General features: G+C 71.0%; 24 protein-coding genes. 11 read left to right on the top strand and 13 right to left on the bottom strand.

Annotation, left to right across the window (positions count from 1 at the left end; all coding sequences use genetic code 11):
• Positions 1-3 precede the first annotated feature (3 nt).
• The 7 genes from MKK84_RS30370 to MKK84_RS30340 all read left to right on the top strand — a co-directional run bounded on the left by MKK84_RS30370 (position 4) and on the right by MKK84_RS30340 (position 8,580).
• Positions 4-879, top strand: coding sequence for a branched-chain amino acid ABC transporter permease (locus MKK84_RS30370; protein WP_243925937.1), 876 nt, complete (start codon positions 4-6; stop codon positions 877-879).
• 274 nt (positions 880-1,153) lie between these two features.
• Positions 1,154-2,074: a branched-chain amino acid ABC transporter permease gene (locus MKK84_RS30365; RefSeq protein ID WP_243925935.1), complete on the top strand. Its 921-nt coding sequence runs from the start codon at positions 1,154-1,156 to the stop codon at positions 2,072-2,074.
• Complete coding sequence (locus tag MKK84_RS30360) at positions 2,071-3,576, top strand: ATP-binding cassette domain-containing protein (protein WP_243925934.1); 1,506 nt, start codon at positions 2,071-2,073, stop codon at positions 3,574-3,576. Before MKK84_RS30365 ends, MKK84_RS30360 begins: the two co-directional genes overlap by 4 nt.
• A gap of 156 nt (positions 3,577-3,732) precedes the next feature.
• Positions 3,733-4,986: an acyl-CoA dehydrogenase family protein gene (locus MKK84_RS30355; protein WP_243925932.1), complete on the top strand. Its 1,254-nt coding sequence runs from the start codon at positions 3,733-3,735 to the stop codon at positions 4,984-4,986.
• Positions 4,983-6,041 (top strand): phosphotransferase family protein, encoded by a 1,059-nt coding sequence (locus MKK84_RS30350; RefSeq protein ID WP_243925930.1) that lies wholly within the window; start codon positions 4,983-4,985, stop codon positions 6,039-6,041. The genes MKK84_RS30355 and MKK84_RS30350 overlap by 4 nt, the downstream gene beginning before the upstream one ends.
• A gap of 2 nt (positions 6,042-6,043) precedes the next feature.
• Positions 6,044-6,814 (top strand): SDR family NAD(P)-dependent oxidoreductase, encoded by a 771-nt coding sequence (locus tag MKK84_RS30345; protein WP_243926016.1) that lies wholly within the window; start codon positions 6,044-6,046, stop codon positions 6,812-6,814.
• Complete coding sequence (locus tag MKK84_RS30340) at positions 6,811-8,580, top strand: class I adenylate-forming enzyme family protein (RefSeq protein WP_243925929.1); 1,770 nt, start codon at positions 6,811-6,813, stop codon at positions 8,578-8,580. The genes MKK84_RS30345 and MKK84_RS30340 overlap by 4 nt, the downstream gene beginning before the upstream one ends.
• Here MKK84_RS30340 and MKK84_RS30335 read toward each other — a convergent pair.
• Positions 8,550-9,152, bottom strand: coding sequence for a hypothetical protein (locus MKK84_RS30335; protein ID WP_243925927.1), 603 nt, complete (start codon positions 9,150-9,152; stop codon positions 8,550-8,552). The two genes, MKK84_RS30340 and MKK84_RS30335, sit on opposite strands and share 31 nt — an antisense overlap.
• 181 nt (positions 9,153-9,333) lie before the next feature.
• On the opposite strand from MKK84_RS30335, the gene MKK84_RS30330 reads away from it, so the two are divergent.
• Genes MKK84_RS30330 through MKK84_RS30320 form a run of 3 tightly spaced genes read left to right on the top strand, consistent with a single transcriptional unit; the run spans position 9,334 to position 12,111 of the window.
• Positions 9,334-9,579 (top strand): ferredoxin, encoded by a 246-nt coding sequence (locus MKK84_RS30330; protein WP_243925925.1) that lies wholly within the window; start codon positions 9,334-9,336, stop codon positions 9,577-9,579.
• Positions 9,579-10,847, top strand: a complete 1,269-nt coding sequence (locus MKK84_RS30325) for an NAD(P)/FAD-dependent oxidoreductase (RefSeq protein ID WP_243925923.1) — start codon at positions 9,579-9,581, stop codon at positions 10,845-10,847. The genes MKK84_RS30330 and MKK84_RS30325 overlap by 1 nt, the downstream gene beginning before the upstream one ends.
• 10 nt (positions 10,848-10,857) lie before the next feature.
• A complete protein-coding gene (locus MKK84_RS30320) occupies positions 10,858-12,111 on the top strand; it encodes a cytochrome P450 (protein WP_243925921.1) in 1,254 nt (417 codons plus the stop codon).
• Between the two features lie 33 nt (positions 12,112-12,144).
• On the opposite strand, the gene MKK84_RS30315 is transcribed toward MKK84_RS30320, so the two are convergent.
• The 8 genes from MKK84_RS30315 to bchO all read right to left on the bottom strand — a co-directional run bounded on the left by MKK84_RS30315 (position 12,145) and on the right by bchO (position 19,016).
• The gene (locus MKK84_RS30315) at positions 12,145-12,528 is read right to left on the bottom strand and encodes a VOC family protein (protein ID WP_243925919.1); all 384 of its coding nucleotides are present in this window, start codon (positions 12,526-12,528) and stop codon (positions 12,145-12,147) included.
• A 108-nt stretch (positions 12,529-12,636) separates the two neighbouring features.
• Complete coding sequence (locus MKK84_RS30310; protein ID WP_243925917.1) at positions 12,637-14,376, bottom strand: methyl-accepting chemotaxis protein; 1,740 nt, start codon at positions 14,374-14,376, stop codon at positions 12,637-12,639.
• 301 nt (positions 14,377-14,677) lie between these two features.
• Positions 14,678-15,274 carry a DUF1989 domain-containing protein gene (locus tag MKK84_RS30305; RefSeq protein WP_243926014.1) on the bottom strand — a complete coding sequence of 199 codons (597 nt, stop codon included), beginning with the start codon at positions 15,272-15,274 and terminating at the stop codon, positions 14,678-14,680.
• Between the two features lie 76 nt (positions 15,275-15,350).
• Positions 15,351-16,115, bottom strand: coding sequence for a guanitoxin biosynthesis heme-dependent pre-guanitoxin N-hydroxylase GntA (gntA, locus tag MKK84_RS30300; protein ID WP_243925915.1), 765 nt, complete (start codon positions 16,113-16,115; stop codon positions 15,351-15,353).
• Between the two features lie 299 nt (positions 16,116-16,414).
• Entirely contained in the window at positions 16,415-17,200 is a 786-nt protein-coding gene (locus MKK84_RS30295; RefSeq protein ID WP_243925913.1) for a gamma-glutamyl-gamma-aminobutyrate hydrolase family protein, read from the bottom strand.
• 130 nt (positions 17,201-17,330) lie between these two features.
• Positions 17,331-17,753 (bottom strand): hypothetical protein, encoded by a 423-nt coding sequence (locus MKK84_RS30290; RefSeq protein WP_243925911.1) that lies wholly within the window; start codon positions 17,751-17,753, stop codon positions 17,331-17,333.
• Positions 17,754-17,755: 2 nt separating this feature from the next.
• Positions 17,756-18,013 (bottom strand): type II toxin-antitoxin system prevent-host-death family antitoxin, encoded by a 258-nt coding sequence (locus MKK84_RS30285; protein ID WP_243925909.1) that lies wholly within the window; start codon positions 18,011-18,013, stop codon positions 17,756-17,758.
• Positions 18,014-18,116: 103 nt separating this feature from the next.
• On the bottom strand, positions 18,117-19,016 hold the full coding sequence (gene bchO, locus MKK84_RS30280) for an alpha/beta fold hydrolase BchO (RefSeq protein WP_243925907.1): 900 nt from the start codon (positions 19,014-19,016) through the stop codon (positions 18,117-18,119).
• 210 nt (positions 19,017-19,226) lie between these two features.
• Between bchO and MKK84_RS30275 the strand changes: the two genes are divergently transcribed.
• The gene (locus MKK84_RS30275; RefSeq protein WP_202130569.1) at positions 19,227-19,373 is read left to right on the top strand and encodes a hypothetical protein; all 147 of its coding nucleotides are present in this window, start codon (positions 19,227-19,229) and stop codon (positions 19,371-19,373) included.
• An 18-nt stretch (positions 19,374-19,391) separates the two neighbouring features.
• On the opposite strand, the gene MKK84_RS30270 is transcribed toward MKK84_RS30275, so the two are convergent.
• From MKK84_RS30270 to puhE, 4 genes are all read right to left on the bottom strand, one after another.
• Positions 19,392-21,095 carry a magnesium chelatase subunit D gene (locus MKK84_RS30270; protein WP_243926012.1) on the bottom strand — a complete coding sequence of 568 codons (1,704 nt, stop codon included), beginning with the start codon at positions 21,093-21,095 and terminating at the stop codon, positions 19,392-19,394.
• Positions 21,096-21,428: 333 nt separating this feature from the next.
• Entirely contained in the window at positions 21,429-22,445 is a 1,017-nt protein-coding gene (gene bchI / locus MKK84_RS30265) for a magnesium chelatase ATPase subunit I (protein ID WP_243925906.1), read from the bottom strand.
• 176 nt (positions 22,446-22,621) lie between these two features.
• Positions 22,622-23,839: a 5-aminolevulinate synthase gene (gene hemA, locus MKK84_RS30260; protein ID WP_243925904.1), complete on the bottom strand. Its 1,218-nt coding sequence runs from the start codon at positions 23,837-23,839 to the stop codon at positions 22,622-22,624.
• A gap of 209 nt (positions 23,840-24,048) precedes the next feature.
• The gene (gene puhE, locus MKK84_RS30255; protein WP_243925902.1) at positions 24,049-24,843 is read right to left on the bottom strand and encodes a putative photosynthetic complex assembly protein PuhE; all 795 of its coding nucleotides are present in this window, start codon (positions 24,841-24,843) and stop codon (positions 24,049-24,051) included.

Below are 24,843 nucleotides of genomic sequence, written 5' to 3'. Positions count from 1 at the left end.
GCTGTGATCGGCCTCCAGATCCTCGTCGACGGCTTCGCGATCTCGGCCCTCTACGCGCTCGGCGCGATGGGCTTCACCCTGATCTTCGGGGTCTCGGGCGTCCTTAATCTGACCCACGGCGCCCTGATGGTGATGGCCGCGGTGGCGGCCTGGGCGGCCTCGGCTCTGTTCGGGCTCGGCTCCTACGCGGGGGCGGCGATCGGCGTGCTGTGCGGGCTGGCCGGTGCCCTCGTCACCTACTTCGCGGTCGTGGCGCCGATCGAGCGGAGCAAGGCGATCCCGCGGGAAGAAAAAGAGATCTTCGTGCTGACCGGCACGCTGCTCTGGGGGATCATGATCCAGGAGCTGGTCGCCTACTTCTTCACCGACAATCCGAAGACCGTGCTGCCGCTCATCGAGGGCGTGGTCGAGATCGCGGGCGTCCGTACGCCGAAGAACGAGCTGTTCACCGCGCTGATCTGCTGGGTGGTGATCGGCCTGCTCTGGCTGTTCGTGAACCGGGCGCGGGCCGGCAAGGTCCTGCTCGCCGCCTCCATGAACCCGCGGGGCGTCACCCTGCTCGGCCACGACATGGGCAAGATCTACGTGGCGGTCTGGGCGATCTACGGTCTGCTCGCCGGCATCGCCGGAGTGTTGCTCGGAATGTTTCTGGGGGTGTCCTCGTATTCGGTCGGGCCGCTCACCGCGAGCGCCTTCTCGATCGTGGTGCTGGGGGGGCTGGGGAGCGTCACCGGCTCGCTGATCGCCGCCTACGTGGTCGGGTATCTTGAGACCGCCACCGCCTACCTGATCTCGCCCGCCTACCGGGTGATCCCGGCGCTGCTGTTGCTGGTGGCCGTGATGTACCTGCGCCCGCAGGGTCTGCTGGGGCGGCGGTGATGGTTTGTCTGGGATTTTCCGATCGAAGCAAGCCGATCCCGCGCGATCTCCACGGCATCCCCTCCCCCCTCTGCGGGGGAGGGTGGCCCCCGCGTCAGCGGGGGTCGGGAAAGGGGAACCCGGCTTCAGGAAACGGCGCGCCCTTCACGCGACACGGAGCTTTATTCTGCGCCGTCGCTCCCCTCTTGCGGGACTACGTCCCGGCCCGACCCCCTTCGGGGGCCACCCTCCCCCGCAGAGGGGGGAGGGATCAGCGCGGAGCCCTTGTATCCCGATGAAGCTCCTCACCACCCCCGGCTTCTGGATCGCGATCCTCGCCGTCGCGCTCGCCGCCACCCTCCCCTGGTATGTCTCCGGCTACATCCTCGGCCTCCTGACCATCGCCTATTATTTCGGCGTGTTCTCCATGGCCTGGGACCTGCTCTTCGGTTTCGCCGGCGAGGTGAATTTCGGCCCGACCTTCCTGATCGGGCTCGGGGCCTACGGGGCCGGCATCCTCAACAACCGCTACGAACTGCCGATCCCCTACTGCCTCGCGGTCGGGACGGTGCTCGCCGTGGTCGGCGGCCTCGCCCTGGCGCTGCCTGCGCTGAAGGTGCGCGGGCCGTATTTCGGATTGATCACCCTGGTGGCGGTGCTGCTCCTGCAGAACATGATCGTGGTGTTCTCCGATCTCACCGGCGGCGAGATCGGCCTGACCGTGCCCGACGTCATCTCGATCGACGCCGACACCAATTACTGGCTGGCGCTCGGCTTCATGGCGGTCTCGGGGCTCATCCTCACCGTCATCGCGCGCTCGCCCGTGGGCCTGATCCTCCAGGCCGCCGGTCAGGACCCGGTGGTGACCGGGGCGCTCGGCTTCAACGTCGCCAAGCACAAGCTCGCGGCCTTCGCGGTCAGCGCCGCCTTCTCGGGCCTCGCGGGCGGGCTGGTGGTCTTCTACATGGGCACCGCCTCGGTCGGCACGCTGATCAACACGTCGGTCGGCGTGCAGGTGATCATCGCGGCGGTGCTCGGCGGCCGGCGCACCATCGTGGGCGCGGCTGTGGGCGCCGTGTTCCTGATCGCGGCCGGCGAGCTGCTGCGCCCGCTCGGTGGCCTCTCGACCTTCGTGGTCTCGGCGGTGGCGCTGCTGGTGATCCTGTTCGTACCCTCGGGGCTGCTCGGCCTCGGATCGCTCCGGAGAGCTCGATGACCGTCGCCGTCGCGCCCCCGCTGGCCGTGTCCCCCGTCCTGGCCGAGCCCTGCCTCAGCGTGCGCGGCCTGACCAAGCGCTACGGCGGCCTCGTCGCCGTCAAGAATATCGACCTCGACCTGCGGCCCGGCGAGATCCTGGGCCTGATCGGCCCGAACGGCTCGGGCAAGTCCACCGTGATGAAGCTGATCATGGGGCTGGAGCGCCCGAGCGCCGGCTCGATCCGCCTCGACGGCGCCGAGATCGGCGGGATGCCGGCCCACCGGGTGGCGCGTTCCGGGATCGGCCTCGTGTTCCAGCATGCCCGGCCGCTCCAGCGGCAGACCGTGCTGGAGAATATCAGCCTCGCGCTCCTGCCCGACAGCCTGATCCGGCTGGCGGCCGACCCCCATGTGGCGCGCCGTGCCAAGGAGATTGCCGAGCGCGTCGGCCTTGGCGCGGTCATCGACCGGCGGCCCGGGACCCTGCCCTTCGCGGATCTGCGCCGGCTGGAGCTCGCCAAGGCCATCGCCCGCGACCCCCGGGTGGTGCTGGTCGACGAGCCCTTCGCCGGGCTGACCGGCGGCGAGGTCGCGGCCTTCTCCGAGCTGATCCGGGGCTTTCGCGACGAGGGCAAGGCCGTGCTCCTCGTCGACCACAACGTGAAGAGCGTCGCGGCCCTCGTGGACCGGGTGTTCGCCATGTATCTCGGCGAGCGCATCGCCGAGGGCTCGGCCGAATCCGTGATGGCCGACCCGACCGTGCGCCGGGTCTATCTCGGCGGCAGCATCGAGACGGCGGCCCGGCCGGAAGCGGCGTTCAAGCCGGATTCACTGCTGACCGTCGAGGGCGTCGACGTGCTCTACGGCAAGGCGCAGGCCCTGCGCTCCGCCTCGATCCACGTCCACGAGGGCGAATTCGTCTCGGTGGTCGGCCTGAACGGGGCCGGCAAGACCACGCTGTTCAACGCCATCTCGGGCCTCGTGCCGCATGGGGGCACGATCCGGTTCGGCGGCCAGGACCTCGCCCGGATGAAGCCCGCTGCCATCGCACGCGCCGGCATCGTCCAGGTGCCGGAGACCCGCGAACTGTTCGGCGACCTCAGCGTGCGCGAGAACCTCGATCTCGGCGGCCAGCATTTCCCGAAGGCCGAGAGCGCCAAGCAGCGCGACTGGCTCTACGAGCTGTTCCCGATCCTCAAGGCCCGCGAGGGCCAGACCGCCCGCACGCTCTCGGGCGGCGAGCAGCAGATGCTGACCATCGCCCGGGCGCTGATGATGCGCCCGCGCCTGCTGATCCTCGACGAGCCGACGCTGGGGCTCGCCCCGGTGATCCTGGAATTGCTCTCGAAGGCGCTGGAGAAGCTGCGTCAGACCACGCCGATCACGGTGCTGCTCGGCGAGCAGAACGTCACCTTCGCGCTTCCGCATGCCGACCGGGTCTACGTGCTGGAGCAGGCCCGGATCGTCTGGGAGGGCCCGCCGCAGCGTTTCGCCAGCGAGATGGGGGCGAAGTATCTGTGAGGGCTATTTCCCCTCCCCCTTGTGGGGAGGGGCCAGGGGTGGGGGTGGTGCAGAAGGCACCGGAACGACCCGTCCTGCGCCACCCCCACCTCCAACTCCTCCCCGCAAGGGGGAGGAGAGAAGCCCGCAGCGACGGATGTGAGCGGAGCGGACACCGTGGATTTCACCCTCTCGCAATCCCAGACGCACTGGCTGACCCGCGTCCGCGCCTTCATCGCCGATGTGATCCTGCCGGCCGCCGCCGCGGTGGCGGCGGAGCGTTCCGAGAGCCGCGAACCCTCCCCGACCATGGAGCGGCTGAAGGACAAGGCGCGGGCCGAGGGCCTGTGGAACCTGTTCCTGCCGCCCGCCCCCGAGCACGACACCGACGCGTATCGCGGCGCCGGTCTGACCAACCTCGATTACGCGCTCTGCGCCGAGGCGATGGGCCGGGTCGGGATCGCCTCGGAGGTGTTCAACTGCGCGGCGCCCGATACCGGCAACATGGAGGTGCTGCACCGCTACGGCAGCCCCGCCCAGAAGGACCGGTGGCTGAAGCCCCTGATGGCGGGGGAGATCCGCTCGGCCTTCCTGATGACCGAGCCGGAGGTCGCCTCCTCGGACGCCACCAACATCGCGACGTCGATCCGCCGCGATGGCGACCAGTACGTCGTCGACGGCCGCAAATGGTGGTCCACCGGCGTCGGCGATCCGCGCTGCAAGATCGCGATCCTGATGGGCAAGACCGACCCGGAGGCGCCCCGCCACCGCCAGCAATCGCAGATCCTGGTGCCCATGGACACGCCGGGCGTGCGCGTCGCGCGCCTGCTGCCGGTCTTCGGCTACGAGGACGCCCCCAAGGGCCATGGCGAGGTGGTGCTGGAGAACGTCCGGGTGCCGGCCGAGAACCTGATCCTCGGCGAGGGGCGCGGTTTCGAGATCGCGCAAGGGCGCCTGGGTCCGGGCCGGATCCACCATTGCATGCGCACCATCGGGGCGGCCGAGGTGGCGCTGGAGGCCATGGCCCGCCGGCTGGTCTCGCGGGTCGCCTTCGGCAAGCGGATCAGCGAGCAGTCGGTCTGGGAGCAGCGGGTCGCGGAGGCGCGGATCGACATCGAGATGACCCGCCTCCTCTGCCTGAAGGCCGCCGACATGATGGACAAGGTCGGCGCCAAGGGCGCCAAGCTCGAGATCGCCATGATCAAGGTCGCGGCGCCCCGGGTGGCGCTGAAGGTGATCGACGACGCGATCCAGGCCCATGGCGGGGCCGGCGTCTCGGAGGATTTCGGGCTCGCCAAGATGTACGCCCACATCCGCACCCTGCGGCTCGCCGACGGGCCCGACGAGGTCCACAACCGCTCGATCGCCCGGCTGGAATTCGGGCGCTACACCAATGCCCGGCCAGGAGCCCCGGAGGCGGAGCGGGCATGAGCGAGGCCGATGTCTTCTCCGGCGTGAAGGCGATCGAGCCGCGCCACCGGATCGACGAGGCGAAGCTCGCCGCCTGGATGGACGTGCATGTCCGCGGCTTTGCCGGCCCGCTCACCGTGCGGCAGTTCCGCGGCGGCCAGTCGAACCCGACCTACCGGCTCGACACGCCCGCCCAGGCCTATGTGCTGCGCCGGAAACCCTTCGGCCCGCTTCTGCCCTCCGCGCACGCCGTGGAGCGCGAGTTCCGTGTGATCGGCGCCCTCTACGGCGAGGGCTTTCCGGTGCCGCGCCCCTTCGCGCTGTGCGAGGACCCGGAGATCATCGGCGCGGCCTTCTACGTGATGGAGGCGGTCGACGGCGCCGTACACTGGGACGGTGCCCTGCCGGGCCTCGATCCCCACGCCCGCCACCGGCACTACGCCGGCATGATCGCCACGCTGGCGCGCCTCCACGCCATCGACCCGGAGGCGGCCGGGCTGTCCGATTACGGCCGGCCCGGCAACTACTTCGCCCGGCAGGTCGACCGCTGGACCCGCCAGTACCGCGCCGCCGAGGACGGGCGGCTGGAGGATGTCGAGCGGCTGATCGCGTGGCTGCCCAAGACGGTGCCCGAGCAGCAGGGCGCCTGTGTGGTCCACGGCGATTACCGGCTCGACAACCTGATCTTTTCCCGGGACGGCGGCGTCAGCGCGGTGCTCGACTGGGAATTGTCGACGCTCGGCGATCCGCTGGCCGATTTCAGCTACCTGCTGATGCAGTGGGAGCTGCCGGCAGACGGGCGCAGCGGGCTCGGCGGCCTCGACCTGCCGGCTCTGGGCATCCCCACCCGGGACGAGGCGTTGGCGCTCTACTGCCGGGCGGCGGATCGGACAAACCTGCCCGATCTCGACTGGTACTTCGCCTACAACCTGTTCCGGCTGGTCGGCATCCTGCAGGGCGTGGCGGCCCGCGCCAAGGCCGGCAACGCCGCCAGCGAACACGCCGCCGCGATGGCGGCGCGGGTGCCGAAGCTCGCTGCCGCGGCCTGGGGCTTCGCCGAGCGGGCGGGGGCGTGAGCGTGTCCCTGTTCGACCTGACCGGCAAGGTCGCCCTCATCACCGGCTCGTCCCGGGGCATCGGGCGGGCCATCGCCCTGCGGATGGCCGAGCATGGCGCCCGGGTGGTGATCTCGTCGCGCAAGCGCGAGGCTTGTGACGCGGTGGTCGCCGAGATCGAGGCCGCCCACGGCGCTGGCCGGGCGGTGGCGATCCCCGCCAGCATCTCGGTGAAGGCCGAGCTGGAACATCTCGTCGCCGAGACCGAGAAGCGGCTGGGTCCGGTGGACGTGCTGGTCGGCAACGCCGCCAGCAACCCCTATTACGGACCGCTTGCCGACATCACCGACGCGCAGTTCCGAAAGATCCTCGAGAACAACGTCCTGTCGAACCACTGGCTGATCCAGATGGTCGCCTCCGGCATGGTGGCGCGGCGGGACGGGGCGATCATCCTCGTCTCCTCGATCGGGGCACTGAAGGGCTCGCCGGTGATCGGCGGCTACAACGTCTCGAAGGCCGCCGATCTCCAGCTCGCGCGCAACTACGCGGTGGAATACGGCCCCGCCAATGTCCGGGTGAACTGCCTGTGCCCGGGGCTGATCCGCACCGATTTCGCCCGGGCCCTGTGGGAAGATCCTGCCATGCTGGCCGCCACCACCGACGCCGCGCCCCTGCGCCGGATCGGCGAGCCGGATGAGATCGCCGGTGCGGCCGTATTCCTGGCTTCTGCGGCCGGCCGGTTCGTCACCGGCCAGGCGCTCGTGATCGACGGCGGCGTGACCATCGCGCGATGAGCCCCGATCCCCGCATCCCCGCCGGTTGGCCGGCCCTGCCGTTTCACGATGCCGAGGCGCGGCTCACCGCCCCGGGGGCGCCCTTCGCGATCGCCACGGTGCCGATCCGGGGCGTGCCGACCCGGATCTGGGAGAAGGCTCCGCCGACGCTGGACGACCTGTTCCGGATCGCCCGGGGGCACGGTGACAAGACCTTCGTGGTCTACCGCGACGAGCGCGTGACCTTCACGGGCTTCGCCCGCGCCTCCACTGCCCTGGCGCAGGCGCTGGTGGCGTCCGGCGTGCGCAAGGGCGACCGGGTCGCCATCGCGATGCGCAACCTGCCCGAATGGCCGGTCGCCTATTTCGGTGCGCTGCTCGCGGGGGCGATCGCGACGCCGCTCAACGCGTGGTGGACCGGGCCCGAACTCGCCTACGGGCTGCAGCATTCCGGGGCGCGGGTGTTGATCGCCGACGGCGAGCGCTTCGCCCGGTTGGCGCCGCACCTGGCAGAGTGCCCAGCCTTGGAGCGGGTCTTCACAACCCGGATGGAGCCCGATCCTCGGGGGACGCCGCTCGCCGACATCCTCGGCCCGGTGGCGGACTGGGGCGCCCTCCCCGATCTTCACCTGCCGGACGTCGCCCTCGACCCGGAGGACGACGCGACCCTGTTCTACACTTCGGGCACCACGGGCAAGCCGAAAGGAGCCGTCGGCACCCACCGGGCGGCCGCCACGACCGTGATGGCCTATCCCTACTCGGCCTCGCGCAGCGCCCTCCGCCGGGGCGAGAGCCCGCCGAAGCCCGACCCAGCCGCGCCGCAGCGGGTGGCGCTGCTGGTCATCCCGCTGTTCCACGTCACCGGCTGCCACGCGAGCCTCGGGGCGGCGCTCTATGGCGGCCACCGGCTGGTGATGATGCATCGCTGGGACGCGCACGCGGCCCTCGACCTGATCGAGCAGGAGGGCTGCACCAGCGCGGGCGGCGTGCCGACCATCGCGTGGCAGCTCGCCACCACGGCCCGGGAGGCCGGGCGGACGCTGCCGAGCCTCGATGCCATCACGTATGGCGGCGCGCCCGCCGCCGGCGATCTCGTGCGGGTTCTGGGCGATGTCCTGCCGAAGGTTGTCCCCGGGACCGGCTGGGGCATGACCGAGACTTCCGCGACCTTCACCCACCACCAGGCCGAGGATTATTGGGCGCATCCCGATTCCTGCGGGCCGCCGCTCCCGGTCTGCGAGGTGCGGATCCGCGATCCCCTGGGACAGGACCTTCCGCCGGGCCGCGTCGGCGAACTCTGCGTGAAGGGGCCGAACATCGTCCGCGGCTACTGGAACGACCCGGAGGCCACCAGCGAGGTCCTGTCCGAGGGCTGGCTGCGCACCGGCGATCTCGCCCGGGTGGACGACGAGGGCTTCCTGACCATCGTCGACCGGATCAAGGACATGCTGATCCGCGGCGGCGAGAACATCTATTGCTGCGAGGTCGAGAACGTCCTCTACGAACATCCGGACGTGATCGACGCGGTCGTGCTGCCCGTGCCGCATCCGACACTGGGCGAGGAGCCCGGCGCCATCGTGGCGCTGGAACAGGGCGCCGAGACCAGCCCGGAGGCGATCCGCGCCTTCGCGGCGGAACGGCTGGCGGCCTTCAAGGTGCCGGTGCGGATCGTGATCTGGGACGGGCTCCTGCCCCGCAACCCCGCGGGGAAGATTTTACGCGCCGCGCTGCGGACGGTGTTCGCGTCGTCGCCCGGTCAGAACGGCTCGCCGTCGTCCGGCCGGTAGACGCGCAGCGTCCGGCCATCGGGGAACTGAACCGTCCGCCGACGCACCACAAGGTAGCCGGCGGCCGCGGCGCTGTGCAGGCTGTCGAGGCGCTCGTCGGCATAGCCGGGGCCGTAGCCCGGGCCATAGCCATAGGGCCGGTAGCGGGCATAGCCCTCCTGCGGCGGCACCAGGGCGACGGCCCGTGGGCCGACGATCACCCGGGGCGGTGCCGCGGCGACGCGTGCCCTGCGGACCGAGGCCGCGAGACGCTCGGGCGCCGCGCGCCGCGCCGCAATCCGGGCCGGCGCGCTTCGCGTGGCTGTGGTCCGGGCCGGCACATGGCGCGCGGCCGTCTTGCGCTTCGCGGGCGCGGGCCGGGCCTCTGCGGCGACGGCGGCGGGTGTCGATGCTGTCGGCGCCGCGGCCGGAGCGGGCGCCGCCGCCTTCCGGTCCGAGGCCGGCGCGTCGGCGGCGGGCTTGTGGGTCGGTGGGTCGGTCCAGGTCGTGCCCGCGGCGGGCTCGGCGGTGGCGGCGCCGACGCCGATCAGCAGGATGAGGGCGGCAAGGCTCGTGCGTGCACCCTGCGGCATGGTGCGCTCCTGGATTCGCGGCGCATCGGGCGGGCCCGCGGCGGTCGAACACTAGTCCGAACTGCGCAGAAAGGGAATTCCGGCGTACCGATTCTACGGGGACCGACGCGACCAGATCGACCCCTCTGACGCACCGATCCCGCAGCGCGGAACCCGGGGCGTCCCGCGTGGTTGCCCCGCCATGTCCACCCCCGCCGATGCGTCATCCGGATCCCCGCCCGGCCTGAGGGTGAGTGTCGATCTCAACCTGTGCCAGGCCTATGCCCAGTGCTGCTATGCGGCGCCGCAGCATTTCCGCATCGAGGGGCACGAGGCCCTGTTCTACGATCCGGCGCCCGCCGCGCAGCATCGGGACGATATCGAGCGGGCCCGCGTCGCCTGCCCGGTCCAGGCGATCCGCGTCGAGGATTCGGGGCGGGGCGCCTGATGGCGGCTTCCGAGCGTGCGGTCGTGGTCGGCGCCGGCCTCGCGGGCCTGCGCGGCGCCGAGGCCCTGCGGGAGGCGGGTTTTTCCGGATCTCTGACGATCGTCGGCGGCGAACCTCACCTCCCCTACGACCGTCCGCCCCTGTCCAAGCACGTCCTGGCCGGCGCGATCCCCGCGCATGCCACCACGCTGCCGCACGGCCTCGAGGCCGATGTGGACTGGCAGCTCGGCACCCCGGCCGCCGGCCTCGACCGGCGGGCTGGCACGGTGAGGCTGGCTGACGGACGCACCCTTCCCTACGACCGCCTGCTGATCGCCACCGGGACCCGCGCCCGCCCCTGGCCGAACCCGCATGAGGGGCGCCTGTCCGGCGTCTTCACCCTGCGTGGGCGGGACGACGCCGCCGCCCTGCGGCAGGCGCTGGAGGCCGGCCCCCGGCGCGTCCTGGTGATCGGCGGCGGCTTCATCGGCTGCGAGGTCGCGAGCCTGTGCCGGAGCCTCGGCCTGCCCGTGACCCTGGTGGAGCCGGGGCCGACCCTGCTGGCCCGGGTCCTCGGCAGCAGGATCGGGGCGTTCATCGGGGCGATCCACGAGGGACGCGGGGTCGATCTGCGCTGCGGCAGCGAGGTCGAGTGGCTGGAGGGCGAAGGCGGCCGGCTGGTCCGCGCACATTGCACCGACGGCAGCCGCATCGAGGCCGACGTCGCGGTCATCGCGCTGGGTGCCGTGCGCAACACCGAATGGCTCGACGGGGCCGGCCTGTCGGCGGATCCGGGCGGGGTCGATTGCGATGGCGCCGGCTACGTCCTCGATGCGGAGGGCCACGCCGACCCGCGGATCGCGGCGGCCGGCGATGTGGCGCGCTTCCCGCACCCGCTCTACGACGGACGCCGTGTCGCCCTGGAGCACTGGAGCCACGCCGTGGCGCAGGCCGTCCATGCCGGACGCCTGCTCGCTGGCGCGCCCCCCGACGCGGCCTACGGCGCCCTGCCGACCTTCTGGTCGACGCAAGGCAATCTCGTGGTGAAATCCGCCGGGTTGACCGAGGGCGCCGACGCGGTGGCGATCACGCAGGGCAATCCGGCGTCGGGCCGCTTCATCGCCCTCTACGGCCGGGCCGGGCGTTGTATCGCGGCGGTCTCGGTGGATTCCGCCCGGTGGCTGCCTGCCCATGCCGAGCTGGTCGCCACCGGTGCGCCCTTCCCGCCGGAGGGGGCCGCGACCGACCGGCCGAAGGGTGTCGAGCTCTTCGAGCCGGGCTTTTCCTGAGGTCACCCCCATGCCCGATTCCAGCCTCCTCGATCAGGTCAAGGACTTCGCCAACCGGCCGAATCCCTATCCGATCTACGCCAAGCTGCGGCAGAACCCGGTCTCGCGCCAGGATGACGGCACCGAGGCGGGCACCTGGGTGGCGTCGACCCACGGCACGATCGCGCGCCTGCTGCAGGACCCGCGGATCAGTTCCGAGACTCTCCCCCCGGCCGACCGGCCGCGCACCGGCAACCCGCTCACCGACCTGATCGTGAAGCCGCTCAAGGATTGGATGATGGACCGGCACCGGGTCTTCATCTTCCGCGATCCGCCGGACCACGACGCCCTGCGCTCGGCCGTGATGCACCAGTTCAGCCAGGAGCGCGTGCAGGCGATGCGCGCCCGCTCCGACAAGCTGGTGGCCGATCTGCTCGACGAGAAGCGCGACGCCCGGGAGATCGACGCGGTCGACGACCTCGCCTACCCGCTGCCCGTGACGGTGATCTGCGAGTTGTTCGGCGTGCCCCGGGAGGACGAGCCGAAATTCCACGGCTGGGCGACGCAGCTCGCCACCGCGCTGGAGCCCGACAGCCTGTTCGATCCCGAGATTCGCGCCAAGAACAGCCGGACCTTCGACGCGATCGGCGGCTACATGGGCGACCTGATCAAGGAGAAGCGTAGGCATCCGCAGGACGACATGCTTTCGGGGCTCGCCAACCACGCCACCCCGGCGGGGGTGAAGATGGGCGATTACGACCTGATCGCCACCTCGATCCTGATGCTGGTGGCCGGCCACGAGACCACCGTGAACCTGATCACCAACGGCCTGCTGACCCTGCTGCGCCATCCCGACGAGCTGGAGCGGCTGCGCCAGGACCCGATGCGGGCCCCGCGGCTGATCGAGGAATTGCTGCGGTACGAGCCGCCGGTGCAGTTCCGGACCCGCCGGACGCTCGCGGCGATCGACATCGCGGGGGTGACGATCCCCGAGGGCGCCGATCTCGTGCTGCTGCTCGCCGCCGGCAACCGGGACGAATCCGTGTTCCCGGACCCGGACCGGTTCGATCCGGACCGGACTGGCACCCGCCATCTCGGCTTCGGTGGCAGCCTGCATTACTGCGTCGGCGCACCGCTCGCCCGGTTCGAGGCCGAGGCGGCACTCACCGCCCTCGCCCGCCGGCTGAAGGCGCCGCGCCTGATCGCGGATCCGCCGCCTTACCGGCAGGGCGCCGCCTTGCGCGGTCCGGAGAACCTGCGGGTGGCGATCGACGGGATCGCGTGAGGGTCGCGCAGCCGGATCGGGCTCAGGCTTGGCTCAGACCGTGATCTCCACCGGCGTCCCGTCCGGCATGGCGACGATGGCCTCGTAGAAGCCGTCGCCGGTCCGGCGGGGCGGCGACACGAGGCATCCCCCCGCCGCACAGCGCTCGGCCAACGCGTCCACCGCTGCGATGCAGCCCAGCGAGACGGCCACGTGCCCCCAGCCGACGCGCTCCGGTGCCGCCGCGTCCTCGACCCAGGGGCCGGTCATCAGCTCGATATGGGCGCCCGGTCCGGGCAGCGTCACGAACCGCGACACGAAGCCCGCGCGGCGCCGGCTGTGGTACTCCGCGCCGACCTCCGCCCCGAAATAGACCCGCCAGAACGCGGCGGCCGCGTCGAGGTCCCGCGTCCACAAGGCCACATGGGCGAAGCGCATCGATCGATCTCTCAGGGGACGGGGCCTATCCGCCCCGTCCAGGGCCAGGCTGATTCGAAGCGTCTCCGGTCCGACTCGCGCTGTCCACCACTCCTGGGTTGAGGCCCCTCAGGCGGCCCTGACGGCGGCCAGGAAGGTCGAGACCTCCCGGCCGAGGCTCTCCGAGTAGCGCGCCAGTTCCTGGGCGGCGCTCAGCACCTGCCCGGAGGCCGCTCCGGTCTCGCCCGCGGCCTGGTGCACCTCGGCGATGTCTTCGCTCACCGCCTGAGTGCCCTGCGCGGCCTGCGAGACGTTCCGGACGATTTCGCTGGTCGCCGCGCCCTGCTCCTCCATGGCGGCGGCCACGCTCAGCGCGACCATGCGCATCTCGTCGATCGTGCCGCCGATCGCCCGCATGGAGTCGACCGCGTGCCGGGTCTCGCCCTGGATCGCGGCGATCTGGCTGGCGATCGTCTCGGTCGCCTTGGCGGTCTGGCTGGCCAGCGCCTTCACCTCGCCCGCCACCACGGCAAAACCCTTGCCGGCCTCGCCGGCCCGGGCCGCCTCGATGGTCGCGTTGAGGGCGAGCAGGTTGGTCTGGCCGGCGATTCCCGCGATCAGACCCATCACGGTGCTGATCTGTTCGGTCCCCTGAGCCAGGACCTGCATCAATTCGTTGGTCCGGGCGACGTCGGTGCTGGCCCGGTCGGCCATCAGCGAGGACTGGGCGACCCGGGCCGCAATCTCTTGGATCGAGGCCGACATCTCCTCGCTGGCGGCCGCCACGGTCTGGACGTTGCTCGACGTCTGCTCCGAGGCCGCGCTCACGCGCACCGACTGCTCGGTGGTGCGGGCGGCGGTGCGGGTCATCTCCCGGGCGGTGGCCTCCATCTCCACCGCGGCCGAGCCCAGGCCCTGCGTGAGCGCGCTCACCTGCGCGTCGAACCGGGCGGTGACCGCGTCCAGCACCTGCGCGCGGCGCATCTTGGCCTCGTTCTCCGCCACCGCGGCGGCGTCGGCCGCGCGCTTGGCGATCAGCGCGTCCTTGAACACCTGTACGGCGCGGGCCATCGCGCCCACCTCGTCGCCGCGCTGCTGGTCCGCGACCGGGGCGGCGAGATCGCCCTCCGCAAGGCCGCGCATGGCGGCGGTCAGGCGCAGGATCGGGCGCGACAGGCCGTTGCCGATGAGCAGGAGCACCACCACCACCGGCAGGGCGAGGCCGGCGGACCAGAGCGCGATCGTGGTCGCGCGGGCGCGCACGTCCGCGTAGACGTCGTCGCGGTAGAGGCCGGTGGCGACGATCCAGCCCCAGGGCTTGAACATCTGCACGCTCGCGACCTTCTCGACCGGCTCGGCCCCGCCGGGCCGCGGCTTCATGTAATTCACGATGCCCGACCCGTCGCGCGTGGCGGTCTCGATCATCTCGGCGAAGTAGCGCTTGCCGCCGGGGATGTCGGTCTGATCGAGCACCGGCTTGCCGACGTTCTTGGCGTTGAAGGCGTTGGCGATCAGTTTTCCGTCGGAGGAGAGGACGAAGAAGTAATCCTCCTTGCCGAAGCGCAGGGCGCTGATCGCCGTCAGCGCGGCCTGCTGGGCCGCCTCGGTGGGCATCTGGCCCGACTTCGCCAGCGCCTCGTAATGGACGACGAGGCTCTGGGCCACCTCGGAGAGACGGCGCGTCATCAGCTCACGGTCCTCAAGCGCCGAGGACCGGATGTCAAGGAAGCTCAGGGCGCTGAGCGCGCCCATGGCCACGACGACCAGGGCCATCACCGCCGCGAGCTTGTGGCGCAGCTTGAGGTTCGCGAGGCGCTGCCAGGGCGCGATGCGGCCGGCGGAATGCGGGTCTGTCTGCGTGGAGGTCATCCGGGCACCGAAACGAGGACGGCGATGGCCGTCGAAACGCCCGCATCGTATCGGACCAGGGCTGCCGATGCGCTGAGCCAGGCCAGGTTCGGTTAATCGAGTTAGTAAATAGCAAACATTCGTGCTGGATCGATGCGGCTCTGGAGGGTGAAGCGCCGCGACGATCGATCGATCAGGTTGCGCTCCACGTACTCCGGGTCATCCAGGTTCCTAATCCAAATCAAATACGCGACGTGTAGGCATCGTGTGCTTGTCGTCCGCCCGCGCTGCCTGCCATGTCCTGTGTCGTTCAGTACGGTGTTCAGTCCTCCACCCGGTAATCGATCGGCTTGAAGCTGCCGTTGTTCGATTGCAGGGCCGAGCAGGCGGTCAGCCCGATGATCAGGTCGGTCTCGGCCACGAACACGATTCGGTCTCCGGACCGGCTGAGCGGCGGCGCCACGGTCAGCGCTCCGGTCGCGCCGTCGATCGGCACGTTCATGAAGCAGTTGAACGCCACCGGGATTGCGTCCGGCGCGATGCCGTAGGGCGCGAGCGCCGCCGCGAGGTTGCCGAAGCAGCCGCGATGCGGGTCGGTGTCGCCGTAGATGATCCGGAAGGTGTCGGCCGAGCACGGGGTCAGCAGGAAGTCGTGCCGCCCCACCGTGTCCTCGACGATGCGCAGGAGCACGTTCGAGCGGTTCGAGTAGAGCGGGTCGCCGGTGGTGAGATAGATCCGGCTGGCATAGTCGAGAGTCCGCCCGGACGAGATCACCTCGCCCGTGTCGTGGCGGTTATAGGCCACGAGGTCGGCCACCTGCTCGCCGTTCGGATCGATCACCGTGAGGCGCTGGCCCCGGTCCAGGGTGAAGGCGACGCCCGAGCGCGGCGCGATCCGCTGCACCGCCGCCTGATCCATGCTGGCTCCGCTCACGCCGTGATCTCCCGCCCGTTCATCTTCGCGGCAAAGTGCTCGCCCGCGCCAAGCGCCCGGCTTACGCCCCGGTTCCCGGCAGGGACCGGTCCGGGGGCAGGGCCAGCGGATGCCAAGCCGTGTCGGGCTGTGCCGCATCGGGCTTCTGCTCCGGACGGGCCTGGAGCGGGCAGCGCCAGTCGGGCCCGACCACGCGGCCGCTGTACTGCCGGGCCTCCGAGGTCTCGCCGTGGCGCGCCAGCATCGGGTTCAGGCTTCCAGCCAGAGCTTCGTCGCGCTCCAGGATTGAGGCACGCAACTTCTCATAGCGGCCCTCCGCGCGCAGACGCTCGAACTGCGCGTGCAGGTTGAAGACCAGCACCGGCGACGAGAAGCGTCGCGCCGGGCGGCTCGCATTCGGGTGGAGACCGACCACGAAGAACGCCTCGCCGCCGAAGCTCAGGGAGAAATGCGGGTTGTCGGGATCATCCGCGACGCGGGCGTCGTGTGGCTGGCCGAGCCACGCATCCTTGTCGGTGAGCGATTGCGCCCGGGCCCAGAGGTTCCGCTCGAACTCCTCCTCGGAGAGTTCGCGGGGCCCCTCGAACACCACGGCGAAGCTCTGGAACAGGTCCGGGTTCAGCCGGTAGCGCGCCACGAAGGCGAGCAAGGCGGGATAGATCCGCATGTCGTCCCAGCCGGAGGCGATGTCCCGGGCCACCACGATCGTCATCCGGCCGCGCGACAGCGCCGACTTGGCGCCGACGCAGGGAAAGGGCGGGTTGCGGATGAAATCGCGAAAGGCCTCGGCACGGGGGTGCTCTCGGTCGTCGCGGGGAAATTGCATGCGGTCCGTGCCCGTGTTGTGCGCACGCCCGCCTCACGCGGAGGCAGCTTCAGTGCGGGACTCGGGCAACTCGGTCGTTCAGGTCGTGTTCCAACCTGCGACAGGTCGTCCACAGATTAGGATGAATCGGACGACGTTGCCGCAAGCATTAATCGCGGTCGGGAAAGTTCTTCGCCGGCTCGGCAAAATCGAACATACCTATGTTAAGCCAATGGACAACATATGTTGTTCCGTGCGGTGCTTCGGTGTGGTGCGCAGCCGGTCCGTCCCACTGGCGCGCCGTGTCGGAATGCGAGCCTTCAGCCGCGGCCTGAGATCCGCATCGCGCGGCGCTCCGCCGCCGCATCCCCAAACGCCGTGAACAGCGCCCGGTTGATCGGGTTGGTGGCGGGGTCGTGCTCGGCGTGCCATTGCACCCCGAGGGCGAAGCCCGCCGCGTCGCGGATCCGGATCGCCTCGATCGTCTCGTCTTCGGCCACGCCCTCGATCACCACCCGTGCGCCGGGCTCGAGGATGCCCTGCCCGTGCAGGGAGTTCACCCGGATCGTCTCGCGCTCCAACAACCGCGCGAAGGCGCCGCCGGGCGTCAGACTGACCTCGTGGCGGTCGGCGAAGACCACCTCCAGATCCGGGTGGATCTCGCCATTCTCCAGGCGCGGCATCCGGTGGTTGAGGCGGCCGGGGATGTTGCGGATCTCGGGATGCAGGCTGCCGCCGAAGGCGACGTTCATCTCCTGGAAGCCGCGGCAGATGCCGAACACCGGCACGCCGCGGGCCACGCAGGCCTCGATCAGCGGCAGCGCCACGGCATCGCGGGCCTCGTCGTAGGGCTCGTGCGCCGCGCAGGGCTCGGCCCCGAACCGGGTCGGGTGGACGTTGGCCCGGCCGCCCGTGAGCAGGATGCCGTCCACCGTGTCGAGGAGATCGCCGAGATCGGTCATCGCCGGGGCGGCGGCGAACATCAGCGGCAGGGCGCCCGCCACATTGGCCAGCGCGCGCATGTTGTTCTCGCCGACGATCTGCGCCGGGAACCGGTTGTCGATCAGACGCGCATTGCCGATGACGCCGATTACGGGTCTCGCCATCGTTCCGGCTGCTCCTCACTTCGTATCCAGCGGGCTATGGGCCGCGGCAGGCTCTACGGCTCAGGCAAGGCCGGCGCCAGTCCCGCGTTGCTGCCCGGAGTACTCCTTCGGGGCCCGTTATGCGTGTGCCTCAGAGCGTGCGATCAATCCGGCCCTGTGCGGCGACGAAGAGCGGCCGGATGGCAGACCGGATGCGGTTCATGAACCCGGGACCGAATGCACCGCGCGGCGCTTGATTGGGATCGACGTGAAACGATCGCTCCGCCACGTCGTAATTGTACTCGCTGACCGTGATCCACCCACGCTTCAGCGTGGAGAGGCCGGCCCGGCGCAGTTCGAGCATCGGGATTTCGAGTGCGGTCTGCTCCGGGTTCGGCGGCGTCCCCGAGAGGGCGAGGAGAACCAAGTGCGTGAGGTCCTGAGCCGGATCGGACACGGCAATGGCGAGGCAGACGGGACGGTCCTTCTCGGCATTGTCCCGGCCGGCCGCGTGCTGCCAGCGCCATAGGTACGGGTAGGTGATGACCGACCCCGAGGGAAAGGGGTAGACCACCCTCAGTCCTGCGGGTGCTCGGCCGATTGGCGATCCAGCTCGGCGACGATCAGAGACGAGAGATCGGGCGGGGTTTCGCCGGCGGCATAGGCCCGACGCGGATCGCCCTGTGTCGTGAGGCGTCGATACGTGTCGGCCGACAACACGACCAGGGACGGCCGGCCATGCTTGGTCAGGGTCAGGGGTGCTTGACGGGCCTCGTCATGGTAGCGCCCGAAGTGGCGGATGAACTCGGCAGTGGTGACGGAGCGGTCGGCCATGGTCTGAGCGTCCTGATTGATCTGAATTATACAGAAAATCGGCCGCGAAGTCATCCGCCGCGCTGCAACGCTCACGGAGGTTCAGAGGGCGCCTGCGCCCAAATCACAGGACTCCGAGCGTCCGCGCCTCCGCACAAAACACCTCCGCCACCTTCTCCGGCGCCTCCTCGTGGGCGAGGTGGCCGAGGCCGCGGATCAGCGCCACCCGGGCGTCGGGCAGGCGGTCGCGTACCCCGAAGGCGGTGTCGGGCCGGATCGCCCGGTCGTCGCCGCCGACGATCAGCAGGGTGCGGGTCTTCAGGTCCGGCAGGGCCCGGTGCAGGCTCTCGAGGTCCCAGTTCGCCATCATGCCCAGCGCCCCGCGGACATGGCCGGACCGGGCGAACAGCCGCCGGTAGAGCTCGACCCCCTGCGGATCGAGGCGCGAGCCGGTCCCCTCGATCAGCCGCTTGGCCGCCGAGCGGTCCGCCGTCCAGGCGAAGATCTTCGGGGTGAACGGATTGAGGAACAGCAGCCGCGCCATGCTGGGAAACAGCAGGCTTGCCGCCCCCGGCAGCGGCGCCAGGGCGCCGTTGAAGGCCGCGAGCAGCCGGGGCGCGATGGCGCCGTCGAGGCACATCCGCGCCAGCACGGCCGCACCCGCGGAATGGCCGGCCGCGATCACCGGCGGCCGGCCGAGCGCCGCCACCAGCCCCGCCACCGCCCGCGCCATCCCGGGCAGCGACAGGTCGGCATCGGGCAGCGGGTCCGTGAAGCCATGGCCCGGCAGGTCCGGGGCGATCACGTAGAAATCTTCGGCGAGCAGGGGCGCCAGACCGCGCCAGGAATGGGTGGCCGCCCCGGTCCCGTGCAGCAGCAGCAGGGTGGGCGCCTCGGGCCGGCCGAATTCCTGGACGTGCCAGCGCAGGCCCGCCGCCTCGACGAAGCGGCTGGCCGCCCGGTGCGGCCAGTCCCGGCCCTCGACCTCCCAGTCGGGACGATCCGCATCGAAGGGATTCAGCACGCTCACGTCTCCCGCACCGCATCAAACCGCGCCGCGCTCTGACAGCGGCGTGCGCTATCGTGCAGCCGCGGAAGTATTTCGTAAACCATTGAAATTGCATGCAGTCGCCGCATGCCACCGCTGACCGAAACGCGTTTGTTGCGCTGCGGTAGAGCGCGCATAGTCTGGTTACACAAGAACAAAAGACATCCCCCAACTGCGGAGCAGGCCATGATCCTCTTCACCTCCTCGACCCAGAACATCGCGGCCCCGGCCTCCGGCGGCTGGAACCTCCGCGCCATCGTGCGCGACATGCTGAACGCGTGGCTCGCCCACCACCAGCGCGTGGCCGATATCGGCGGCGCCGGTCACCTCTGAGATCACCGGCTGCGGCGCTCAGAGCGCCGCCCGCACCGCCGCGCTGAGCTGTCCGGCTTCGATGCGCGGCAATTTCAGATAGCGGGCGCCCATCGCGTCCGCGACCGCCCGGCTCTCCTCGCCGCGGCTTCCGGTATCGACCACGAGGGCCGGCAGATTGGCCGCCCGCAGGGCTCGGGCCGCCTGCAGCGCCTCCGCGCTGGCCCGGGCACGGCCGCCCTCCCCCGAGCGCGCGACATTGGCCCGCCCGTCGGTGAGCAGCACGATCGCCGGGCGGCTTCCGCCTCGGCGCACGCCCAGAGCCACCGCGACCGCCGCGTCGATGCCCGCGGCCAGCGGCGTTCCGCCCCCGCCGGGCAGCCCCGAGAGGCCGCGCTTGGCCCGGGTCAGCGAGCGGGTCGGCGGCAGGACCAGCTCTGCGCCGGTCCCGCGGAACGCCACCAGCGCCACCCGGTCGCGCCGCACATAGGCCTCCGCCAGCAGCAGTTCGACCGCGCCCTTGGCCTCGGCCAAGCGCTCCAGGGCGGCCGAGCCCGAGGCATCGACGCAGAACACCGTGGTGGTCTCGGTCCGCTGCCGCAGGATCCGGATCCGCAGGTCGTCGCGCCGGACCACGATGCGGCGCGTCTCCCCCCGCGCCTCGCCCTCGGCCCGGCGGACGGCCTGCCAGGGCGCCGCCGCCCGGAGGGTGCCGAGCAGATCGAGGCGCCCCCGCCGCGGATCGCCCCGCCGGCTGCCGACCGGCCTGCCGGTCCGGGACGCGGCCGCCTGACCGACCCGGCCCGCCTTCGCGGCGGCGAGCGGGTGTCGACCGGCCAGCAACTGATCGAGCAGGTTCGGCGGGATGGCGGCCCGCACCGCCTCCAGCACGACGTCGTCCGGCGTGTCCGCAGCGGCGGGTTCGACCGCATCGTCCGGCGGGGGCTCCGCGCGCGGCTCCTCCGGTGGCGCTTCGCTCTCCGGGGCCGGCTGCTCCGGGGCCGGCAGGCGCGTGGCGCGGGGCGCCAGGACGAGGCGCGCGGCCGTGACGATGTCCGACCGGCCGATCGGCCTGTCTCCCGCGAGCCTGCGCGCTACGCGCGCCGCCAGGATCGGGCCGCGCAGCGACGTCACGCCGAAGGCCTCGGCCAGCGCGCACAGGTCGCCGACCGGATCGGGGGCCTCGGGGCCGGGCTCCGGATCCGGGGGATCGGTCTGTAGGGCCGCAAGCCCGATCCCGCTCATGTCGATCCGGAAGGCGAGGCGGTCGGCCAGGGGCTCGGCGACGGTTTCGTCGCCCTCGCCCTCGTCGAGCAGGATCAGGCCGAACCGGGCGGGCCGGTCCGAGGCCGTCCCGGTGTCGAGGGCGGTCGCGAGGCGCGACGCCGTGCCGGGTGGCAGGCGCTCGGCCATCGGCACCACGACGATCCCGCCATCGGCCTCCGCCAGCAGACCGGCCCGTGCGACCGGGCGCCCCGCCGCCAGGGTCGCGGCGAGGTCGAGTCCGCCGAGCAGGGCATCGTCGCCGATCCCGGGCGGCAGGCGGCGCCAGGGTGTTCCGGCGGGGAGCGCGGCGCGCACGGCATCGAGCCAGCGCTCGCGGACCGGGCCGGGGGCCGCGCGCAGGATCGCGCCGCCGAAGGCGGCCGGGTCTGCGGCGAGCAGACGGGCGGCGCAGTGGGCATCGGCCCAAGGATCGGGCGCTGTCCTTCCCCCCTCTGCGGAGACGCGATGGTCACGCATTGGCTTGAGCAGGGTGTAGCAGGAGGCCTCCCCCGAGCCGGCTACGAAGGTCACAGGTGTCTATCGGACCGCAACGCAGGCGGCGGAGCGCCGCAGGCCCCCTCTCCCGTGCGGGAGAGGGTTGGGGTGAGGGATGAGAAGTCTCAGGATCGAGCACGCCATCGAAGGGTCGGTAGGCCGAGCCATTGTTTGAAAGTTCTCGTCCCTCACCCAGCTTTCTGCGAAAGCAGACCTCTCCCGCACGGGAGAAAGGACCCGCGCTCCGTCCTGAGACGACTCGGCTCAAGCCGCCCGATAGGTTCACGCGCGCTTCAAAGACGCGCCGCGCACCCATCACGAAAACACCTCTGCCAGCGCCCGCTCCACCCGGGCGGTAGACCCGGATTCATCGAGCGGGTTGCGCCGCAGCCTGTGGCGCAGGGCGGCCGGGGCGATGCGGCGGAGGTGATCGTCCGTGACCGTCTCGGCACCGTCGAGGGCGGCCAGCGCACGGGCGGTGCGCATCAGGGTCAGCTCGCCGCGCAATCCATCCGTCCCCAGCGCGAGGCAGAGCCGCGCCGTGCGCTCCAGGGCGGCATCCGGCACGGTCACGGACGGCAGGCGCTCCCGCGCCAGCAGAATTTTTTTCTGAATTTTCCGCTCCTCGCCTGCATGGGCCGTGCAGAACCCCGCCGGGTCGCGCTCGTAGGCGTCGCGGGCGCGCACCACCGAAACGCGGGTCGGGATGTCCTTCGGGGTCACGACCTCGCAGGCGAGCCCGAACCGGTCGAGGAGCTGCGGGCGCAACTCGCCCTCCTCCGGGTTGCCGGAGCCGACCAGCACGAACCGTGCCGGGTGACGCAGGGACAGGCCTTCGCGCTCGACGGTGTTGATGCCGGAGGCCGCCACGTCGAGCAGAAGATCGACGAGGTGATCCTCAAGGAGGTTCACCTCGTCGATGTAGAGGAACCCGCGGTTGGCCCGGGCGAGCAGCCCCGGCTCGAACGCCTTCACGCCGGCGCCGAGCGCCCGCTCCAGATCGAGGGTGCCGACCACCCGGTCCTCGGTGGCGCCGAGCGGCAGGTCCACGACGGGGACCGGTTTTTTTTCGGATTTCTTTCGTGCGCCCGGGCTGCCCACGCAGTGGGGGCAGGACTCCGCAGGGCTGTCGGGGTCACAATTATAGGGGCAGCCGACCACCGCCCGCATCGGCGGCAGCAGGGCGGCGAGCGCCCGGATCGCCGTGGACTTGCCGGTGCCGCGGTCGCCGAAGACCAGCACGCCGCCGATGGACGGATCGACCGCCGCAATCAGCAGCGCTTGGCGCATCTCGTCCTGGCCGACGATGGCCGAGAAGGGGAAGGTGGGCACGGGGGGACTCGATGCTGCGGGGGACATCCAACCCACCCCCCTCATCCTGGGGTGCTGCAGCGCAGCGGAGGCCTCGAAGGAGACCTCCAGCGATCGCGCGGCCGGCTGGAGGGCTCCTTCGAGGCCCGCTGGCGCGGGCACCTCAGGATGAGGGCGCGGGTGGGAGAAGGAAACCCCTACTCTGCCGCCTTCTGGCGCAGCCCGATCCGCCCCCAGATCGTGGAGAGCGCCTCGACCAGCAGGGCGATGTCGGCATCCGTGTGCAGCGGCGACGGGGTGATCCGCAGGCGCTCGGTGCCGCGGGCGACCGTCGGGTAGTTGATCGGCTGCACGTAGATGCCGAACTCGTCGAGCAGGGTGTCGGAGATCCCCTTGCACAGCACGGGATCGCAGACCATCACCGGCACGATGTGGCTGTCGTTCGGCATGGTCGGGATGTCGGCGGCCTCCAGCGCCTGCCGGACCTTCGCCACGCGCTCCTGATGCCGGGCGCGCTCGTCGCCGCTCGTCTTCAGGTGCCGGATCGACGCTGCCGCGCCCGCCGCCACCGCGGGGGGCAGCGAGGTGGTGAAGATGAAGCCCGAGGCGAAGCTGCGCACGAAGTCGCAGAGCTTCTCGGACGCCGTGATGTAGCCGCCATGGACCGCGAACGCCTTGCCGAGCGTGCCCTCGATCACGTCGAGCCGGTGGGCGACCCCGTCCCGCTCCGAGATGCCGCCGCCGCGCGCGCCGTAGAGGCCGACCGCGTGGACCTCGTCCAGATAGGTGAGCGCCCCGTGGGCCTCGGCCACGTCGCAGATCTCCGCGATGGGGGCGATATCGCCGTCCATCGAGTAGACCGACTCGAAGGCCACCAGCTTCGGCCGGGCCGGATCAACCAGGGCGAGCTTGCGGTTCAGATCCTCCGGGTCGTTGTGGCGGAAGATGTGGCGCTCGGCGCGGGAGAACCGGATGCCCTCGATCATCGAGGCGTGGTTCTCGGAATCGGAGAAGACCGCGCAGTTCGGCAGGCGCGACGCCAGGGTGCCCAGAGCCGCCCAGTTCGACACGTAGCCGGAGGTGAACAGCAGGGCCGCCTCCTTGCCGTGGAGATCGGCGAGTTCCTGCTCGAGGAGCACGTGGTAGTGGTTGGTGCCCGAGATGTTGCGGGTGCCGCCGGCGCCGGCGCCGCAGCGGTCGATCGCCTCGTGCATCGCCCCGGTGACGGAGGGGTGCTGGCCCATCCCGAGATAATCGTTGGAGCACCAGACCGTCACGGGCCGGGTGCCGCCGGTGTGGTGATGGGTGGCGTGCGGGAAGTTGCCGGCGTGGCGCTCGAGATCGGTGAAGACCCGGTAGCGGCCCTCGCGGTGGAGACCGGCGATCTCAGCCCCGAAGAACGTGTCGTAGTCCATGTCGCCTCTCCCCGAATTCCCGCTGCGGGTTGATCCCGCCTGTGGCACCGGATTTCGCACCAGACCAGTTCCAGATTGGTGGACGTGCGACGCCCGGCCGTGATCTCCGAGGGCGTCATTCCCTAGGTCGGAACGACGCTCCCTGTTCTTTGTCTCCGCATCATCCTGTTCCGAAAGCCGGAGGCCACCTTTCGGGATGATGCGCGGTGCTACACCCGGTCCCGCGGACGGACCGTCTCCTCCGACGCCCGCGTCGGCAGGCTCCAGCGCCACAGCTCCGCCGAGGGCAGCGGCAGCATCAGGAACCAGTGTTCCAGGGTGGCGAGCGCGGTGAGCGTCGCCAGCACGGTGAAGCCGATGAGTTCATGCTCCAGAAGGTCGGCGCCGAGCGCCGCGCGGCCGAGGAGCGCCGCCGCGATGGTCCCGAGGCTCACCGAGACCGGGAACAGCAGGTTCATCGGCTTTCGCGACAGGTAGCAGGCGAGGTAGCCGAGATGCTCCGGCAGGAACTCGGCGTGGAGGTTGCGCACGCCGAGGAACAGGTTGAGCCGCGCCGAGAGGTTCATCACCACGAGCGTGCCGTAGGTCCACAGGGCGAAGCGGTTGGGGCTGCCCCAGACCAGAGCCAGGATCGCGAGACCGCCGATCACGATGGCGAATTCGTGCCAGAGGCTGGTGGCGAGCGCTGCCAGGAACCGGTCGAACCCCCGCACGCCCGGCGCGCAGGCGACCGGCCGCGGGCCCGACAGGAAGCCCATATAGTAGCTCATCTCCTGCCAGCCCCAGATTGCCAGGGCCGCCGTGAAGGCCGTGTAGGCGCCCGTCGCGCTCGTATCCGCGGCGCTGGAGCGGATCGCCACCAGGGCTGCCGCGAGCAGCAGGGTCGCCCCGGCCATGCTCCACGGATGCGTCCGCCGCGGGGCGTGATCGAGTAGCAGGATCAGCCCGGTGGAGAACCACCAGAGCAGAACCGCGTAGAGCACCGGGGCGGCGTAGGTCCCCAT

Origin of the sequence: Methylobacterium sp. E-065, from assembly GCF_022829605.1 — a bacterium.
Taxonomy (GTDB): domain Bacteria; phylum Pseudomonadota; class Alphaproteobacteria; order Rhizobiales; family Beijerinckiaceae; genus Methylobacterium.
Note: the sequence above shows the minus strand (reverse complement) of the source record. Positions and strands in the feature narration are given on the sequence as shown.

What these genes read in the sequence shown, in the direction of transcription:
- MKK84_RS30365 (WP_243925935.1), top strand. Translation starts at nt 1,154, where the DNA reads ATGAAGCTCCTCACCACCCCCGGCTTCTGGATCGCGATCCTCGCCGTC.
- MKK84_RS30360 (WP_243925934.1), top strand. Translation starts at nt 2,071, where the DNA reads ATGACCGTCGCCGTCGCGCCCCCGCTGGCCGTGTCCCCCGTCCTGGCC.
- MKK84_RS30350 (WP_243925930.1), top strand. Translation starts at nt 4,983, where the DNA reads ATGAGCGAGGCCGATGTCTTCTCCGGCGTGAAGGCGATCGAGCCGCGC.
- MKK84_RS30340 (WP_243925929.1), top strand. Translation starts at nt 6,811, where the DNA reads ATGAGCCCCGATCCCCGCATCCCCGCCGGTTGGCCGGCCCTGCCGTTT.
- MKK84_RS30335 (WP_243925927.1), bottom strand. Translation starts at nt 9,152, where the DNA reads ATGCCGCAGGGTGCACGCACGAGCCTTGCCGCCCTCATCCTGCTGATC.
- MKK84_RS30330 (WP_243925925.1), top strand. Translation starts at nt 9,334, where the DNA reads ATGTCCACCCCCGCCGATGCGTCATCCGGATCCCCGCCCGGCCTGAGG.
- MKK84_RS30325 (WP_243925923.1), top strand. Translation starts at nt 9,579, where the DNA reads ATGGCGGCTTCCGAGCGTGCGGTCGTGGTCGGCGCCGGCCTCGCGGGC.
- MKK84_RS30320 (WP_243925921.1), top strand. Translation starts at nt 10,858, where the DNA reads ATGCCCGATTCCAGCCTCCTCGATCAGGTCAAGGACTTCGCCAACCGG.
- MKK84_RS30315 (WP_243925919.1), bottom strand. Translation starts at nt 12,528, where the DNA reads ATGCGCTTCGCCCATGTGGCCTTGTGGACGCGGGACCTCGACGCGGCC.
- MKK84_RS30310 (WP_243925917.1), bottom strand. Translation starts at nt 14,376, where the DNA reads ATGACCTCCACGCAGACAGACCCGCATTCCGCCGGCCGCATCGCGCCC.
- MKK84_RS30305 (WP_243926014.1), bottom strand. Translation starts at nt 15,274, where the DNA reads ATGGATCAGGCGGCGGTGCAGCGGATCGCGCCGCGCTCGGGCGTCGCC.
- gntA (WP_243925915.1), bottom strand. Translation starts at nt 16,115, where the DNA reads ATGCAATTTCCCCGCGACGACCGAGAGCACCCCCGTGCCGAGGCCTTT.
- MKK84_RS30295 (WP_243925913.1), bottom strand. Translation starts at nt 17,200, where the DNA reads ATGGCGAGACCCGTAATCGGCGTCATCGGCAATGCGCGTCTGATCGAC.
- MKK84_RS30285 (WP_243925909.1), bottom strand. Translation starts at nt 18,013, where the DNA reads ATGGCCGACCGCTCCGTCACCACTGCCGAGTTCATCCGCCACTTCGGG.
- MKK84_RS30275 (WP_202130569.1), top strand. Translation starts at nt 19,227, where the DNA reads ATGATCCTCTTCACCTCCTCGACCCAGAACATCGCGGCCCCGGCCTCC.
- MKK84_RS30270 (WP_243926012.1), bottom strand. Translation starts at nt 21,095, where the DNA reads ATGCGTGACCATCGCGTCTCCGCAGAGGGGGGAAGGACAGCGCCCGAT.
- hemA (WP_243925904.1), bottom strand. Translation starts at nt 23,839, where the DNA reads ATGGACTACGACACGTTCTTCGGGGCTGAGATCGCCGGTCTCCACCGC.
- puhE (WP_243925902.1), bottom strand. Translation starts at nt 24,843, where the DNA reads ATGGGGACCTACGCCGCCCCGGTGCTCTACGCGGTTCTGCTCTGGTGG.